Origin of the sequence: Streptomyces sp. NPDC058653, from assembly GCF_042716895.1 — a bacterium.
In the GTDB taxonomy this organism is placed as follows: Bacteria; Actinomycetota; Actinomycetes; order Streptomycetales; family Streptomycetaceae; genus Streptomyces.
In genome coordinates this window covers 170428-185557 of record NZ_JBHXRM010000009.1, presented here as the reverse complement: position 1 = coordinate 185557, position 15130 = coordinate 170428, and the positions used below count along the sequence as shown (strand labels likewise).

11 protein-coding genes and 1 riboswitch are annotated in these 15130 nt (G+C 71.8%); of the genes, 6 read left to right on the top strand and 5 right to left on the bottom strand.

Translation table 11 applies throughout. From position 1 onward, the window contains the following. Window positions 1–50: 50 nt before the first annotated feature. Window positions 51–1757, top strand: coding sequence for a DUF5691 domain-containing protein (locus tag ACFWU9_RS11205; RefSeq protein WP_384316574.1), 1707 nt, complete (start codon window positions 51–53; stop codon window positions 1755–1757). 25 nt (window positions 1758–1782) lie between these two features. On the opposite strand, the gene ACFWU9_RS11200 is transcribed toward ACFWU9_RS11205, so the two are convergent. Continuing rightward, window positions 1783–2196: a cobalamin B12-binding domain-containing protein gene (locus ACFWU9_RS11200; RefSeq protein ID WP_384316573.1), complete on the bottom strand. Its 414-nt coding sequence runs from the start codon at window positions 2194–2196 to the stop codon at window positions 1783–1785. Window positions 2197–2531: 335 nt separating this feature from the next. On the opposite strand from ACFWU9_RS11200, the gene ACFWU9_RS11195 reads away from it, so the two are divergent. Beyond that, on the top strand, window positions 2532–3335 hold the full coding sequence (locus tag ACFWU9_RS11195; RefSeq protein ID WP_384316609.1) for a lipase family alpha/beta hydrolase: 804 nt from the start codon (window positions 2532–2534) through the stop codon (window positions 3333–3335). A 305-nt stretch (window positions 3336–3640) separates the two neighbouring features. Further along, the gene (locus ACFWU9_RS11190; protein WP_384316571.1) at window positions 3641–5248 is read left to right on the top strand and encodes a peptidoglycan DD-metalloendopeptidase family protein; all 1608 of its coding nucleotides are present in this window, start codon (window positions 3641–3643) and stop codon (window positions 5246–5248) included. A gap of 92 nt (window positions 5249–5340) precedes the next feature. Here the strand turns inward: ACFWU9_RS11190 and ACFWU9_RS11185 are convergent, their stop codons facing one another. Then, window positions 5341–7872, bottom strand: a complete 2532-nt coding sequence (locus ACFWU9_RS11185; RefSeq protein ID WP_384316569.1) for an ATP-dependent DNA helicase — start codon at window positions 7870–7872, stop codon at window positions 5341–5343. A 354-nt stretch (window positions 7873–8226) separates the two neighbouring features. Then, window positions 8227–8389, top strand: a riboswitch (cyclic di-AMP (ydaO/yuaA leader). On the opposite strand from ACFWU9_RS11185, the gene ACFWU9_RS11180 reads away from it, so the two are divergent. Then, window positions 8388–9581, top strand: a complete 1194-nt coding sequence (locus ACFWU9_RS11180; protein WP_384316567.1) for an NlpC/P60 family protein — start codon at window positions 8388–8390, stop codon at window positions 9579–9581. It overlaps the preceding riboswitch by 2 nt. A gap of 58 nt (window positions 9582–9639) precedes the next feature. Here the strand turns inward: ACFWU9_RS11180 and ACFWU9_RS11175 are convergent, their stop codons facing one another. Then, entirely contained in the window at window positions 9640–11079 is a 1440-nt protein-coding gene (locus tag ACFWU9_RS11175; RefSeq protein ID WP_384316565.1) for a hypothetical protein, read from the bottom strand. 320 nt (window positions 11080–11399) lie between these two features. On the opposite strand from ACFWU9_RS11175, the gene ACFWU9_RS11170 reads away from it, so the two are divergent. Together ACFWU9_RS11170 and ACFWU9_RS11165 are read left to right on the top strand one after the other, a co-directional pair. Further along, window positions 11400–12449 (top strand): NlpC/P60 family protein, encoded by a 1050-nt coding sequence (locus tag ACFWU9_RS11170; protein ID WP_384316563.1) that lies wholly within the window; start codon window positions 11400–11402, stop codon window positions 12447–12449. Between the two features lie 99 nt (window positions 12450–12548). Then, window positions 12549–12953: a hypothetical protein gene (locus ACFWU9_RS11165; RefSeq protein ID WP_384316561.1), complete on the top strand. Its 405-nt coding sequence runs from the start codon at window positions 12549–12551 to the stop codon at window positions 12951–12953. A 10-nt stretch (window positions 12954–12963) separates the two neighbouring features. On the opposite strand, the gene ACFWU9_RS11160 is transcribed toward ACFWU9_RS11165, so the two are convergent. Next, window positions 12964–13677: a LuxR C-terminal-related transcriptional regulator gene (locus tag ACFWU9_RS11160; RefSeq protein ID WP_384316559.1), complete on the bottom strand. Its 714-nt coding sequence runs from the start codon at window positions 13675–13677 to the stop codon at window positions 12964–12966. Continuing rightward, the gene (locus ACFWU9_RS11155; protein ID WP_384316557.1) at window positions 13674–15056 is read right to left on the bottom strand and encodes a PspC domain-containing protein; all 1383 of its coding nucleotides are present in this window, start codon (window positions 15054–15056) and stop codon (window positions 13674–13676) included. Before ACFWU9_RS11155 ends, ACFWU9_RS11160 begins: the two co-directional genes overlap by 4 nt. Window positions 15057–15130: the final 74 nt, after the last annotated feature.

Sequence of the window (15130 nt, the reverse complement as noted above, 5' to 3'; positions counted from 1 at the left end):
ATCCCCGTCCTCTATTCCTCTGTCTCTCCTCATACGTACGGAGGCACCCGATGACCGGCACCACCCTCCCCGGCGCGACCGGCGGGACCACCCACTGGGAAGAGCTCGTCACATCGGCCCTGCTCGGCACGGACCGCCGCACACCACCGGCGGACGTCATGGCCTCCGGCCAGGACGCTCCCGTCGCACTGCTCGACGCCGCCGCGCTCCACACACTCCGGCGACGCGCGGGCCTGCTCCCCGCGCGCGCCGCGGCCCGGCCCGAGCCGGCGCCCGAGGACGACCGCCGGGAGCTGCCGGAGCCGGCGCGCCGGCGCCTGACGCAGTTGCTCGCCGACCGCTCGGCCCCCGCCGGTTCGGGCGGCAGGCGCGGTACGGCTCCCGATCTCACCGAACTGCTCCCCCAGTGGCTCACCGCCGCCAACGAGCGCGGCTATCGGGCACCCGCCGCCGCACTGCCGGCGCTCCTGGACGCCGCGCGCGGGCGCAACGATCTGCGGCCGCACGCTCTCGCGTTCGCCGGTCCGCGCGGGCTCTGGCTGGCGCGCTTCAACCCGGACTGGAAGTTCGCGCTGCGCGGCGCCTCCGGCGGCGCCGTCCTGCCGGGGGTCCAGGACTCCGACGCGGTGGGGCAGTTGTGGGAGCAGGGGCTGTTCGCGGAGCGGGTCGCGCTGCTCGCGGCGGTGCGGGCGCGGGACGCCGACGCGGCGCGTGCGCTGCTGGCGTCCACCTGGCCGACGGAGCGCGCCGAGGACCGGCTGATGTTCCTGGACTCGCTGCGCGCCGGGCTCTCCGATCTCGACGAGCCCTTCCTTGAGGAGGCGCTCTCCGACCGCAGCCGTAATGTCCGGTCGACCGCTGCGGAGTTGCTGTCCGCACTGCCGAACTCCGCGCTGGCCTCGCGGATGGCAGCACGGGCGGCGACGTGCGTGAGTCTGGACCGGGCCGGCGGGCCCGCGGGCCCGGCCGTCGTCGTAGAGGCGCCGCACGAGTGCGACGCCGGCATGCAGCGCGACGGCGTGAGCCCGACACCGCCGACCGGCCGGGGCGAACGGTCCTGGTGGCTGGGCCAGTTGGTGGAGGCCTCACCGTTGTCGATCTGGTCGGAGCGGCTCGGGGGGCGCCCGCCGGAGGACATCGTGACGCTTCCGGTCCTGGACGACTGGACGGACGAGCTGCATGCCGCGTGGTGCCGGGCCGCCGTCCGCCAGCGCGACGCCCGCTGGGCCCGCGCCCTGCTCGGCGCGCCCGCCGTGTCGCCGGCCGCAGGCCCGGGAGCGTCGTCCCTGGCGGAGCGGGCGAAACTGCTCGGCACGCTGCCCGTGGCCGACCGTGCCTCCTGGGTGGCGGAGTTCATAGCCGCTCATGGACTCTCGGAGGCGTTCCAGCTCCTCGGAGTCTGCGCCGTTCCCTGGTCCGAGCCGCTGGGCCGGGCGGTCGTCGACGCGCTCGACATCGCGCGCGACGGCGGGAGTTACCCCTGGAGCTTCAGCGGGGTGATGGGTCTCGCCGAGCGTTGCCTGGACCCGGCGGAAGCCCCGCGGCTGGAGATACTCACCGCCACCCCGGACGAATCGGAGGGCGCGTCGCCCGGAGCGGGTGGCTACTGGTCGGAGGCGTTCCAGCGCCTTGTCTCCACACTGCGGCTGCGCGCCGCGATGATGTCGGAGCTGGCGGACGACCCGGGTCGTCCGACGCCGGACGAGCCCCCGAGCCCGAGCCCGGCCGGGGAGGGCAGGGACCCTGTCGACGGCTGAGAAGACCTGCGGCCCCAGAGGGTGGCTACGCGCCCGCCGGCTGGGACACGTTCGCGTTGACCCAGTCCACGATCGACGTCGTCGTCGCGCCCGGCGTGAAGATCTCCGCCACGCCCAGCGCCTTCAGCGGGGGGATGTCCGCCTCCGGGATGATGCCGCCGCCGAAGACCTTGATGTCCAGCGCGTCGCGCTGCTCCAGAAGGTCGATGACCTTGGCGAAGAGCGTGTTGTGCGCGCCGGAGAGGATCGAGAGACCGATCGCGTCGGCGTCCTCCTGGATCGCGGTGTCCACGATCTGCTCGGGCGTCTGGTGCAGCCCGGTGTAGATGACCTCCATACCAGCATCCCGCAACGCCCGCGCGATGACCTTGGCCCCGCGATCGTGGCCGTCGAGACCCGGCTTGGCCACCACCACACGGATCGGACCGGTCACACCCATCACTGCCTCCACATACCGACTTCGTCGTCATTGGCACGGGTCCCCGTACCGGCGAGGGACGGAGAGTGAACGAACGTTATCCCCAGCATCTCGCACGCCGCTGTTTCACGGCGGCCGGGGAGGGGGAAATCACACATGGGGATATGTTCACTCTGCTTCGTGTCGGCCCCACCCGGCACGGGAGCCGCAAGGGAATCGCTTCCCGTGTGGCGTAGGGAGGTAGGTCAATGAAGATCCCGCCTTTCTCCGAGCTCTTCTCGCCGTTCCCGTCCGTCGTACGGCGGCCGGCCGCCTGGGAACTGCCCGTCACGCTCCTGCGGGCCTCCGTCCTGGAGATGGCCATCCTCGCGGGTCACCTGGTCCTCTATCCGGGTGGAATCGCCAATGAGCGCCCCGCTCCCGACCTGCCGCCCGAGGCCGCCACACTGCCCACGGAGGGCCGCTCCCGGCCCCCCGTCCTGCTGCTGCACGGATTCGTCGACAACCGCTCCGTCTTCGTCCTGCTGCGCCGCTCCCTGGCCCGGCACGGCTGGCGCCACCTCGAATCGCTCAACTTCTCACCGCTGACCAGCGACATCCGGCTGGCCGCCGAGGTGCTCGGGCAGCACATCGAGGAGATCTGCGCCCGTACGGGGCACCGCCAGGTCGACATCGTCGGCCACAGCCTCGGCGGCCTGATCGCCCGGTACTACGTACAGCGACTGGACGGCGACGCACGGGTGCGGACCCTGGTCACCATGGGCACACCCCACGCGGGTACGGGCGCCATCCCGTTCGCCAGCGCGCACCCCGTCGTCCGGCAGATGCGGCCCGGGTCGGACCTGATCGAGGAGCTGAAGGAGCCCGCGCCGGACTGCCGGACCCGGTTCGTCAGCTTCTGGAGCGATCTCGACCAGGTCATGTCACCGGTGGAGGCGGCCCGCGTCGACCACCCGGACCTCATCGCGCAGAACGTGGGCGTGACCGGTATCGGCCATCTCGCACTGCCGGTGCACCCGGCCGTCGCCGCCGGCATCCGGTACGTCCTGGAGCACGAGGACACCGAGGAGCTCGCGGAGCTCATCGAGTCCGCCGACCGGGCACGAGGCACCCCTGAGGACGCCGCGGATCAGGCCGACGGCGCGATATCGGTCGCCTGAGGACGACCGACGGTCCAAACGCCGACACGCGGAGTGGTTGCATCGACAGCCGATTCGATGTCGCTTCGACACCTCACCGAAACCGTTTAAATCGAACGGATATCGAACGTACGGCCAAAGGTGTGCCCGCAGTCCGCCGAAAGACGGCCGAATGCCCGTTTCCAGAGCGCCCGGAAGCCGCCGAAGATTGTCGCCGTCGCATACCGACGGGTACAGTCGCGGCCACTGCTTTCCCTTCTGGGTACCTCCGTTCGTCAAGGCGGCCCCAGGAGCCTGGTCCTGCTGCCGAGGCGAGAGAGAAGTTGGTGAACGACCAGCACCCCCACGCCGGATACGCCGCCCACGACGGCTACTCCTCAGGCAGCTTCGACAGCGACCCGCTCTTCGGCGCACTTCCGGGCGCGAGCCCGGTGGGTACGGCCACTTACGAGGCGGATCAGAGCGGTCAGTACGACTCGGCGCAGTGGAACGCGGGTTACGACCCTTACGCCACGCACGCGCCGCAGGAACCCCAGGTTCCGTACGAGGCGTACGACGCGTACGCGGCACAGCCCCAACAGCCTCAGCAGCCCCAGCCGTCGTACGACACGACGGGCCAGTGGGACGCGAACGCCTGGAACGAGGCCAACCAGGCGGCCAGTTACGGCTACGACCCGTCCGGCCAGGCCGTTCAGGCCGACCAGTGGGCGGCGCCCGTCGCCGACACCGGCGCGTACGACGCCACCGCGTGGAACTCGGGCGCGACGGCCGTCCAGCCGGAGACCCCGTTCCAGGCCGAGGCGCCGTACTACGGCGACGGCGGGACGTACGAGTCCTACGAGTCGGCGGCGTTCGAGCCCGCCGCCTACGAACCGACGGCGTACGAGCCCGAGGTCGAGCACCAGCACCAAACCGATTACGCGCGGCAGGAGTTCGAGCAGGCCACGTACGAGGAACCGGCTTACGAGGAACCCACGTACGAACAGTCGGCCTACGGCGACCAGCACGAGCACGAGTACGACACGCCCGGTCCGGAGCCTGAACAGGTGTCGGAATCGGAGCTGGAGCCCGACGCGGGGTATGCGGACCACTCGGAACCGTCCGACCACGAGGACCAACTCGTCGCGTCGGCCATGACCGTCACCGCCGCGACCATCACCCCTCGTCCCGTCCGCCGGGCATCCGGGGGCAGCCGCAGCAGGCGCCGTTCACCGGCGAAGCGTTCGGCGCTGCTGACCGTCGCGGTCCCGTCCGCGTGTGTCATGGGTGTCGCCGGTATCGCCGCCGCGTCGGTCGGCGGCCTCGGTGCCCCCGACGAGACCAAGGACGACTCGACCACTCTCACCGCGTCGGACGCGGCGGCGGTCAAACCCGCCGCGGTCAACAACAAGCTCGACACCCAACTCGCCGCTCTCAACGCCGACGCGCGTGACTTCGGGGACCGCGCCAGCCGCACCCAGGAGCGCATCGACCTCCAGGAGCGTCAGGCGGCGGAGAAGAAGAAGCGCGACGCGCTCGCCGCGGCCCGCGAGGCCGCCCGCCCCAAGTTCGTGATCCCCGTCGCGAATCACTCCCTCAGCGCGTACTACGGCCAGGCCGGCGTCAACTGGATGTCGATGCACACGGGCATCGACTTCCCCGTCTCGTACGGCACGCCGGTGATGGCGGCGACGGACGGCACCGTCCGTACGCAATGGAACAGCGCCTACGGCAACATGGCGATCGTGACGGCCGCCGACGGCACCGAGACCTGGTACTGCCACCTCAGCAGCACGAAGATCCGCTCCGGCCCGGTCAAGGCCGGTGACGAGATCGCGTACTCCGGGAACTCGGGCAACTCCACAGGTCCGCACCTGCACTTCGAGGTCCGGCCCGGCGGCGGCGCGGCGATCGACCCGCTCTCCTGGCTGCGCGGCCACGGCCTCAGCATCTAGCAAGCGGCGCCGGGTCGCACCCTCTTTTCTTTCCGGTTCCTTCCCGGTCGGCGCGGTGGGCCGAGCACGCCCACCGCGTCCGCGTCCGGCTCCTACAGCTTGTCGACCGGCGCGTACCGCAGCAGCAGCCGCTTCGGCTTGGAGTCGCCGAAGTCGATCGTCGCCTGCGCGTCGGCGCCCGATCCCGTCACCGTGACAACGGTCCCGAGCCCGAACTGGTCGTGCGTGACCCGGTCCCCCACCGCGAGTGAGATGACCGGCTTCTCGGTGGCGCGGCGCGTGGCGAAGCCCGCCGGGCCCGAGCGGGTACGGGAGGTGGAGAGCGACGATGTGATCCCCGAGGTCGGGCCGGCCGGGGCCGCCATGGGGCCGGTGCGCTTCCACTCCAGATGCTCGCCCGGGATCTCCTCCAGGAAGCGCGACGGCGGGTTGTACGAGGGCTGGCCCCACGCGCTGCGCATCGAGGACCGGGTCAGATAGAGCCGCTCGCGGGCGCGGGTGATACCGACGTACGCCAGCCTGCGCTCCTCCTCCAGCTCCTTCGCCTGGCCGAGCGCGCGCATGTGCGGGAAGACGCCGTCCTCCATGCCCGTCAGGAAGACGACCGGGAATTCGAGGCCCTTGGCCGTGTGCAGCGTCATCAGCGTGATGACACCGGAGCCTTCCTCGTCCTCGTCGGGGATCTGGTCGGAGTCCGCGACGAGGGCGACCCGCTCCAGGAACTCGGCGAGGGTGCCGGACGTCGCCGCGGCGGGAGCAGGCTCGTCCGGAGCGGTAGCGTCCGGAGCAGGCGCCTGCGGGGCGGGCGCGTCCGCGGCCGGCGCCGGCGCGTCCGCCCCCGCCGCCTGGGCCCGTTCCTGCTCGAACTCCAGCGCCACCGCGGCCAGTTCCTGCAAGTTCTCGATGCGCGTCTCGTCCTGCGGGTCGGTCGACGCCTGCAACTCCGCAAGATACCCGGTCCGTTCGAGCACGGCCTCCAGGACCGTGGCGGGACCGGCGCCGGACTCGACGACGGTACGCAACTCCTCCATCAGCGTGTTGAAGCGCTTCACCGCGTTCGACGAACGCGCGGCCATTCCGTACGCCTCGTCGACCCGGCGCAGCGCCTGTGCGAAGGAGATCCTCTCCCGCACCGAGAGCGCGTCGATCATCGCCTCCGCGCGGTCGCCGATGCCGCGCTTGGGCACATTCAGGATCCGCCGCAGCGGGACGCTGTCCTCGGGGTTGGCGAGCACCCGCAGATAGGCCAGCACATCGCGGACCTCCTTGCGCTCGTAGAAGCGCACCCCGCCGACGACCTTGTAGGGCAGGCCGACCCGGATGAAGATCTCCTCGAAGACACGGGACTGCGCGTTCGTCCGGTAGAAGACGGCGACGTCGCCCGCCTTGGCCTCCGACGCGTCCGTCATCCGGTCGATCTCGTCGGCGACGAACTGCGCCTCGTCGTGCTCGGTGTCCGCCACGTACCCGGTGATCAGGGCGCCCGCCCCGGCGTTCGTCCAGAGATTCTTGGGCCGCCGGCTCTCGTTGCGCTCGATGACCGCGTTGGCCGCGCTGAGGATCGTCTGCGTGGAGCGGTAGTTCTGCTCCAGCAGGATCGTCGTCGCGTCCGGGTAGTCCTCCTCGAACTGGAGGATGTTGCGGATCGTGGCGCCCCGGAACGCGTAGATGGACTGGTCGGCGTCACCGACGACACACAGCTCGGCCGGGTCGTGTCCCTCGCCCGACGGGCCGACCAGCTCGCGCACCAGGGTGTACTGCGCGTGGTTGGTGTCCTGGTACTCGTCGACCAGGACATGGCGGAAGCGGCGGCGGTAGTGCTCGGCGACGTCCGGGAACGCCTGGAGCAGATGGACCGTCGTCATGATGATGTCGTCGAAGTCCAGGGCGTTGGCCTCGCGCAGCCGCGCCTGATACATCCGGTACGCCTCGGCCAGCGTCTTCTCGAACGGGTCGCTCGCCTGACCGGCGAAGGTCTCCTCGTCGATCAGCTCGTTCTTCAGATTCGAGATCTTGGCGCTGAACGACTTCGGGGGGTGCCGCTTGGGGTCGAGGTCCAGATCGCGGCAGACCAGGGCCATGAGCCGCTTGGAGTCGGCCGCGTCGTAGATCGAGAACGACGACGTGAAGCCGAGCCTCTTCGACTCACGGCGCAGGATCCGCACACAGGCGCTGTGGAACGTCATCACCCACATGGCGGCGGCGCGCGGACCGACGAGCTGCTCGACGCGCTCCTTCATCTCGCCCGCGGCCTTGTTGGTGAACGTGATCGCCAGTATCTCGCCGGGGTGCACGCTCCGGGTCCCCAGCAGATGCGCGATCCGGTGGGTCAGCACCCGGGTCTTGCCGGAGCCCGCGCCGGCCACGATGAGCAGGGGCGATCCGGTGTGTACGACAGCGGCGCGCTGCTCCTCGTTCAGCCCTTCGAGCAGCGCCGCGGGGTCCACGACGGTGCGCGGAGCGCCGTCGCGGTGGTGCGGATCCCTGGGCGGGGGCACGTCGAACTTCCCTCCGAAGAGATCGTCGGGCACCTGTTCCGGAGCGGTGTCCTCGGGCGGCGGCGGGGGCTCCTCGGCCGAGGGCCGGAGGTCCGCCAGGAAGCTGTCGTCAAAGAGGCTGCTCATCGCTTCCTGAGTCTAGGGGGTCTCTTGCCGATCAGGCCGGATGAGGGAGCGGGGTCTGGTGCGTGCGATCGCAAGGCGGAGGTGGGAGGCATGGCGGAGCCATGCCGACCGACGACAACGCGGCGGGCGTGCGTGCCAGGGACCGCCAGCCCGGCAAGATCGGCAAGACACCTCCTGGGGTGCCGCACTGACAGCGGGTCGCCACATGGCCGCGCGGGGGCACCAACGAGCGTTTACGCAAAAGGTCACGAAAATGTATCGGGCATATCGACCATCAAACTTCACAGCAGCACCACACATTGGCTAGCGTGCTCGCCGAGGCGGTCCGTACTCCATCGGTGATCAGCGCCGAGCGGACGGCCTCCGCCGAATCCGTGCTTCCCCGAAGGGAGTTCGGAACCGGGGACCCACCATGTTCCACCGGGGTGAATCGGGCCGTTTCCCCAGGCCCGTAGGGCAGCCTTCCGTTCCGCCCGAACCCGACAGCTAACCCGGTAGGCGGTCCACGGAAGGAGATGCCGGCCTTGGCATCGCATCGCAAGACGCGCGCCCGCACCGGGATACGCGCGAACACCCCCGCCGTCGGTTTCACGACCGCCGCTCTCGCCTCGGTCACCCTGCTGTCCACGCAGAGCGCCACCGCCGCGCCCGCCGATCCCAAGCCCTCGGTGGAAGAGGTGCAGAAGAAGGTCGACGACCTGTACCGGCAGGCCGGTACGGCGACGCAGCAGTACAACAAGGCGAAGGAAGCCACGGAGACCCAGCGCAAGTCGGTCGACCGGGTCCTGGACGAGGTCGCCAAGAGCGCCGACAAGGTGAACGAGGCGCGGCGCTCCCTCGGTACCTATGCCGCGGCGCAGTACCGCGCGGGCGCCGTCGGCCCCACGGCCGCCCTGATGTTCGCCGACAGCCCCGAGTCGTACTTCGAGCAGACCCAGCTCATGGACCGGCTGACCGAGCGGCAGCAGGTGGCGGTCGAGGACTACCAGAAGGAGCAGCGGTCCGCCGCCGAGCAGCGCGCCGAGGCGACGAAGAGCCTGGAGACGCTGACGGAGTCGCAGGCCTCGCTCAAGGTCGGCAAGCAGAAGGTCCAGAACAAGCTCGCGGCGGCGCGGTCGCTCCTCGCCGACCTGACGGCCGAGGAGAAGGCGCGCCTCGCCGAGCTGGAGCGGAAGAAGGAGCAGGAGGCGCGGCGCAAGGCCGAGGCGAAGGCCGAGGAGGAGGCCGCGGAGCGCCGGCGCCAGGAGGAGGCCCAGAAGGAGAATCCTCCGGCGACAGGCGGCGACACGGGCACGGGCACGGGCACCGGCACCGGCTCGGGGACCGGCACCGGCTCCGGCGCCACGGACGGTACGTACGCGGCCAAGGCCGAGAAGGTCCTCGCCTTCGCCCGCGCCCAGATCGGCAAGCCGTACGTGTGGGGCGCCACCGGCCCCAGCTCGTACGACTGCTCGGGCCTGACGGCCGCCGCCTGGAAGGAGGCGGGCGTGCAGCTGCCCCGTACGACCTGGGACCAGGTGAAGGTCGGCACGCGCGTCGCCACGGCGGACCTGCTCCCCGGCGACCTGGTGTTCTTCTACGACGACATCAGCCACGTCGGCATCTACAAGGGCGACGGCAAGATGATCCACGCCCCGAAGCCGGGCGCGAACGTCCGCGAGGAGTCGATCTACTACATGCCGATCTACGGCAGTGTGCGCCCGGCCTGATCGCCGTGGCCCGAGCACCCGGCCTGATCGCGTGGCCCGAGCACCCCGTCCGAGCGTCCTACCCGTACCGGGCGGCCCGGCCGGTCTCCCCGCCGGGCCGGGCCGCCGGGTCCATGGCGTCGAGGAACCAGACGTCGATCGGATCCATCTCGTCCTCGTCCCCGCAGCCGACGGTGATCAGCGTCCGGCCGTCGGGGGTGAAGCCGGCGATGCTCGGGCCGCCCGACAGCCGCAGGACGCGGCCGTCCTCCTTGAAGAGGACGTCCCCGACGTCCGAGGACATGAAGGCGACCGGTCCGTTCGCGGTCCAGGCCGCCCGCGCGCTGATCACCGGCATCGGGTCGGAGGCGACCATGCCGTCGGGCGCCCGCTGGGCCCGTACGGGCCCGCCCGCGGTGAGGGTCCTCGTGCCGGCCTCCGGCGCCGAGAGGGACAGGGCGCACACCGCCGGGTCGTCCTTGCCGTCCGCCCCGACGGCGAGAAACGCGCTGCCGTCCGGTGCCATGGCCAGCGCGTGGATCATGACCAGACCGGTGTCCGCACCGGCGAGCACCGCGCCGCTCTCCACGTCCCGTACGACCAGGCGGCTGCCACTCGCGTGCGCCAGCAGCCCTCCGGCCGCGTCCAGGGCGACCGGCCCCTCGCCCTCCCAGCGCCCGCCGTCCGGGCCCGGCGCCAGCACGTGCCCGGTCCGCGCGTCCAGGACGGCCACGGGGCCGCCACGCAGCCGCCCCACGGCCAGCCGCCGGCCCTCCGCGTCGAACGAGAAGCGCACCGGGACGTCGATGCCCACGAGGTCGTCCTCGCCCTCCTCGTCGTCGGCGGTCTCCCCCTCCGGCCAGATCCCGGCCGGGTCGAGCGACCACAGCCGGTCCCCGTCGGACGACCAGGCGTGCCAGCGGCACTCCACCGACGCCACCACGATCCCGCCGTCCGGGGACATCTGGAGGTCGAGCGGATTGTCGTGGTAGTCGGAGCCGCTGAGATACAGCGTCGTCGGCGCGCTCGCGACCGTGCTCCAGCCGACGATGTCCCCGCCGTTGTGATGCCACTCGGCCACCGCGCCGAACACCGGCCGGCTCAGGTCGGAGGGGGCCGCCACCGCCGACGCGCCGTACGGGAAGGCCACGCCCCGCTCCCGCTCGTCCTCCGCCGGATCCGGGTCCCCCGCACCGTCCCCCGCACCCTCCGCCGGGTCGTTCGCCTCCTCGTACTCGTCCCGGTCCGCTTCCGGTTCCGCAGGGACCCGGGCCTCCTCCACGTCGACCAGCCGGCCGAGCCTGCGCGTCCCCGCCAGCGCGTGGTACGGCCGGGGCCCGTCCGCCAGCAGCTCGGTCCACCAACTGTCCGGCATCGGCCGCAGCTCGGGCGGCCAGCCCCGCAGAATCGTTGCGGCGGCGGCCAGCTCCGTCGCGTCGGACGCTTTGAGCAGCGGACACAGCCGCTCCCAAAGCGGCCTGGAACAAGGCCCCTTCAGCATTTCCCCGAGAGTGGTCATGAGAAAAGGCTACGTGCCGCCACTGACACACCAGCCGTGAATTCGGCCGTCGTCACGGCGGTCATTCAGGCCAGCGTCCGGCCGGTCGGGCGGGTCCTGTACCACCGCCACCGGACCCGTGCGCCCAGGTCGTCGGATCGATCAAGTTCGGTCCGGAACAGTCGAATCCGCCGCGATCCGAGCGGCCACATTCCGTCTCCGACGCGCCGTCTGCGGGCAATAGCGGCCATGCCGCCGCGCTTCCGTGACGGCCACGCCTAGCGTCCTCCCCGACAGCAGCCCGTGCGGCTCAAGCCGGAACAAAGGATGTGGACGCCCCCGTGGCAGCGCACCGCCGACCCCGATTCCCCAGACCGTTCAGCGGGCCCTACGGCCGTACGGCGGCCACTCTCGCCCTGGCGGGTGCCGCGACGGCCACGGGCCTCGAAGGGCCCGCACAGGCCGATCCGCGGCTCACCTCGGCACAGGTGAAGGCGAAGGTCGACGACCTCTACCACGAGGCGGAGGCCGCCACCGAGAAGTACAACGGCGCCAAGGAGAAGGCGGCCGACGCGAGCGGCGCGCTGGAGAAGCTGCGCGACGAGGCCGCCCGGCGGACGGCACGGCTCAACGTCTCGCGCAACGCGCTCGGCTCGATCGCCGCCGCGCAGTACCGCGCGGGCGGCCTCGATCCCGCCGTACAGCTCGCCCTCAGCTCCGACCCCGACGGCTATCTGCGCGGCGCCGCCCTCGCCGAACGCGCGGGCTTCCAGCAGGCGCAGGCCATGACCCGGATGCGCGCGCAGCTCGGTGAACTCGGCCGCTTACGTAAGAAGGCCGACAAGAAGGCCGACGACCTGCGGAGCCGTCAGGCCGAGCTGGCCACGTACAAGTCGGCGGTCGAGAAGAAGCTCGCGGACGCCGAGAAGCTGCTCGACCGGCTCACCGCCGCCGAACGCGCGCGGTACGCCGAGAGCGCCGGCCCCGCCGATCCGCGCGCCGACCGCGCCATGAGCCGCATCGGGGCCGTACCGGCGCCGAACGCCCGCGCCGCCGCCGCGATCGCCTACGCGCGCGGGGCGCTCGGCAAGCCGTACGTATGGGGCGCGACCGGGCCCGACGGGTTCGACTGCTCCGGGCTGACGCAGGCCGCCTGGCGCGCCGCCGGAGTCGCGCTCCCGCGCACCACCTACACCCAGATCAACGCGGGCCGACGGGTCGCCCGCTCCCAGCTCGCCCCCGGTGACCTGGTCTTCTTCTACTCGGGCATCTCGCATGTCGGGCTCTATGTCGGCGGCGGCCAGATGATCCACGCCCCTCGGCCCGGGACCGGGGTGCGGCTGGCCCCGATCGACCAGATGCCGTTCGCGGGCGCCACCCGCCCCGCGTAGAGCTCCCCGCGCCCGCGCCCCCGCTCGGCCCTCCCCGCGTCCGCCCACCCGGCGCATCCCCGGGTGCCCCGCCGCCCCCGCCGCACCACGATGAACGCCATGAGACACAGGCGGGTCCGCGTGGCCGTGCTCCCCCTCGGCCTCACCCTCGGCTCGATGCTCGTCATCGCCCCGGTCGGCGTCACCCCCGCCGGCTGCGGCGACCTCAGTGGCGGCCGGCTCTGTGTGGACGGCCCGGTGGGCGGCAGGGGCGCGTTCACGACGCGTTACGTCCGTCACGGCGCCGGCCCGAGGACGGGCCCCGCGACGGCCCTCCGGCTGGGCTACCAGCGCAGGGACGCGCGGATCACCGCGTTCCCCGGCTGGTTCGGCACCCTCCGTACGGAGGACGGCCCGGCCGCGCTCACGGGCACGCTCGACACGGAGCCGGGCGAGTGCGTCCGCGGCCTGCTGCACCACGCGGGCCGCGACTACGTCACCGAGTGGCTCTGCTCACGGCGCTGACCGGCCGCTCTCACACCAGCCTGCGCGCCGTCGCCCAGCGGGTCAGTTCGTGCCGGTTGGAGAGCTGGAGCTTGCGGAGCACCGCCGAGACATGGGACTCGACCGTCTTCACGGAGATGAAGAGCTGCTTCGCGATCTCCTTGTACGCGTAACCGCGCGCGATCAGCCGCAGCACCTCGCGCTCGCGCTGCGTGAGCCGGTCCATGTCCTCGTCCACCGGCGGCGCGTCCGTCGACGCGAAGGCGTCCAGCACGAAGCCCGCCAGGCGCGGCGAGAAGACCGCGTCGCCGTCCTGGACGCGGAAGATCGAGTCCACCAGGTCCTTGCCGGTGATCGTCTTGGTGACATAGCCGCGCGCGCCGCCGCGGATCACGCCGATGACGTCCTCCGCCGCGTCGGAGACCGAGAGCGCCAGGAAGCGCACCGGGTCCTGGGCCGCCGCCATCAGCGGGGCGCAGCGGCGCAGCACCTCGACGCCGCCGCCGCCGGGCAGGTGGACGTCGAGCAGGACGACCTCGGGGCGGGTCGCCGTGATGACCGTCACGGCCTGGTCGACGTCGGCGGCCTCGCCGACGACCTCCACACCCGTGGTCTCGGTCTGCCCGATCTCGGCCTGTACGCCGGTACGGAACATCCGGTGGTCGTCGACCAGCACCACCCGCACCCGCCTGGTCCCGGCCTCTCCCCCGCCGCCGTCGCCGCTCGTCCCGCTGATGCCGGTCATGCGTCCGCCGCCCTCTCCATCTCAAGCTCCACTTCCGTGCCCCCGTCCGGCGCCGAACGCACCCTCGCCGTACCGCCGTTGCGTTCCATCCGGCCGAAGATCGATTCCCGTACGCCCATCCGGTCGTCCGGCACCGAGTCCAGATCGAACCCGGGCCCGCGGTCGCGTACGGAGATGAAGACCGTCCGGCCCTCGACCTCCGCGAAGACCTGTACGGCGCCTCCCTCGCCACCGTACTTGGCGGCGTTGACCATTGCCTCGCGCGCTGCCTGCATCTGTGCGGTCAGTTTCTCGTCGAGGGGGCAGTCGCCGACCACGACGACCTCGATCGGCACGCCGTGGTAGTCCTCGACCTCGGCGGCGGTGGCCTTCACGGCCTCGGCAAGGGTGTCCGGTTCGTTCTCCTCGTCCTTGCCGGTGCCCTCCGGCTTGTACAGCCAGGCGCGCAGCTCACGCTCCTGCGCGCGGGCCAGGCGCCGGACCTCGCCGCCGTCGTCCGCGTTGCGCTGGATCAGGGTGAGGGTGTGCAGGACGGAGTCGTGGACGTGAGCGGCGACCTCCGCGCGCTCCTGGGCGCGGATACGCATCAGGCGTTCGTCGGAGAGGTCCTGCGTCATCCGTACCAGCCAGGGGCCGGCGAGCAGCGCGACTCCGGCCACGACCGCGATGGCCGCCGTCAGGACGTTGCCGAGCTGGGCGGCCGAGCCGCGTACGACCATGAAGACGGTCAGGCCCATGCCGACGAGGGCGACACCCGCGAGGCCGCGGGCCAGTTGGAAGACCCTCCGGCGCCTGTTGTCCGTGGAGAGCGACGCCCACTGCGCCCGGCGCGCGTTGTCGGCCTGGCGCCAGACCAGGACGACACCGGCGCCGATGAGCAGCGTCGGCCATATGTAGTGGCCCGCGCCGCCCCGGCCGAGGTCCGCGCTCCCGATGAAGATGGACCCCACGACGAACAGCGCGATGATCGCGAAGGTCTGTCCCTTGTCGGGTTTACGGAGCCGCTTGCGTCCGTCGTCCGTCGTCTCGAAGAGCGGACGCGAGACGGTCGGCGTTCCGCCGAACCCGAGCGGCACGACTATCCAGAAGATCGCGTACAGCATCGCGCCGAGTCCCTGGGCCAGGAACAGCCCGAGGAAGACCAGCCGCACCCAGCCGACGGGCAGTCCCAGATGGCCGGCGAGGCCGCGTGCGACGCCGCCCAGCAGCCTGCCGTCGGCGCTGCGGTAGAGCTTGCGCAGCGGCTGCTCGTCGGCCCCCGGCGCCGTTCCCGCGGCCCGGCCGCGGCTCCTGGACGCGCCCGACGGACCCCAGGGCGCCCCCGAGGCCGATGAGGACGACGAGGACGGCGGGGGTGGGGTTGGCGTGGCGACCGGCATGCCATTGATGGTCACACGACCGGGTGGGCCCTGGCATCAGGGTCGCGCCCTGAGAGCGGCCCCGAGAACGACCC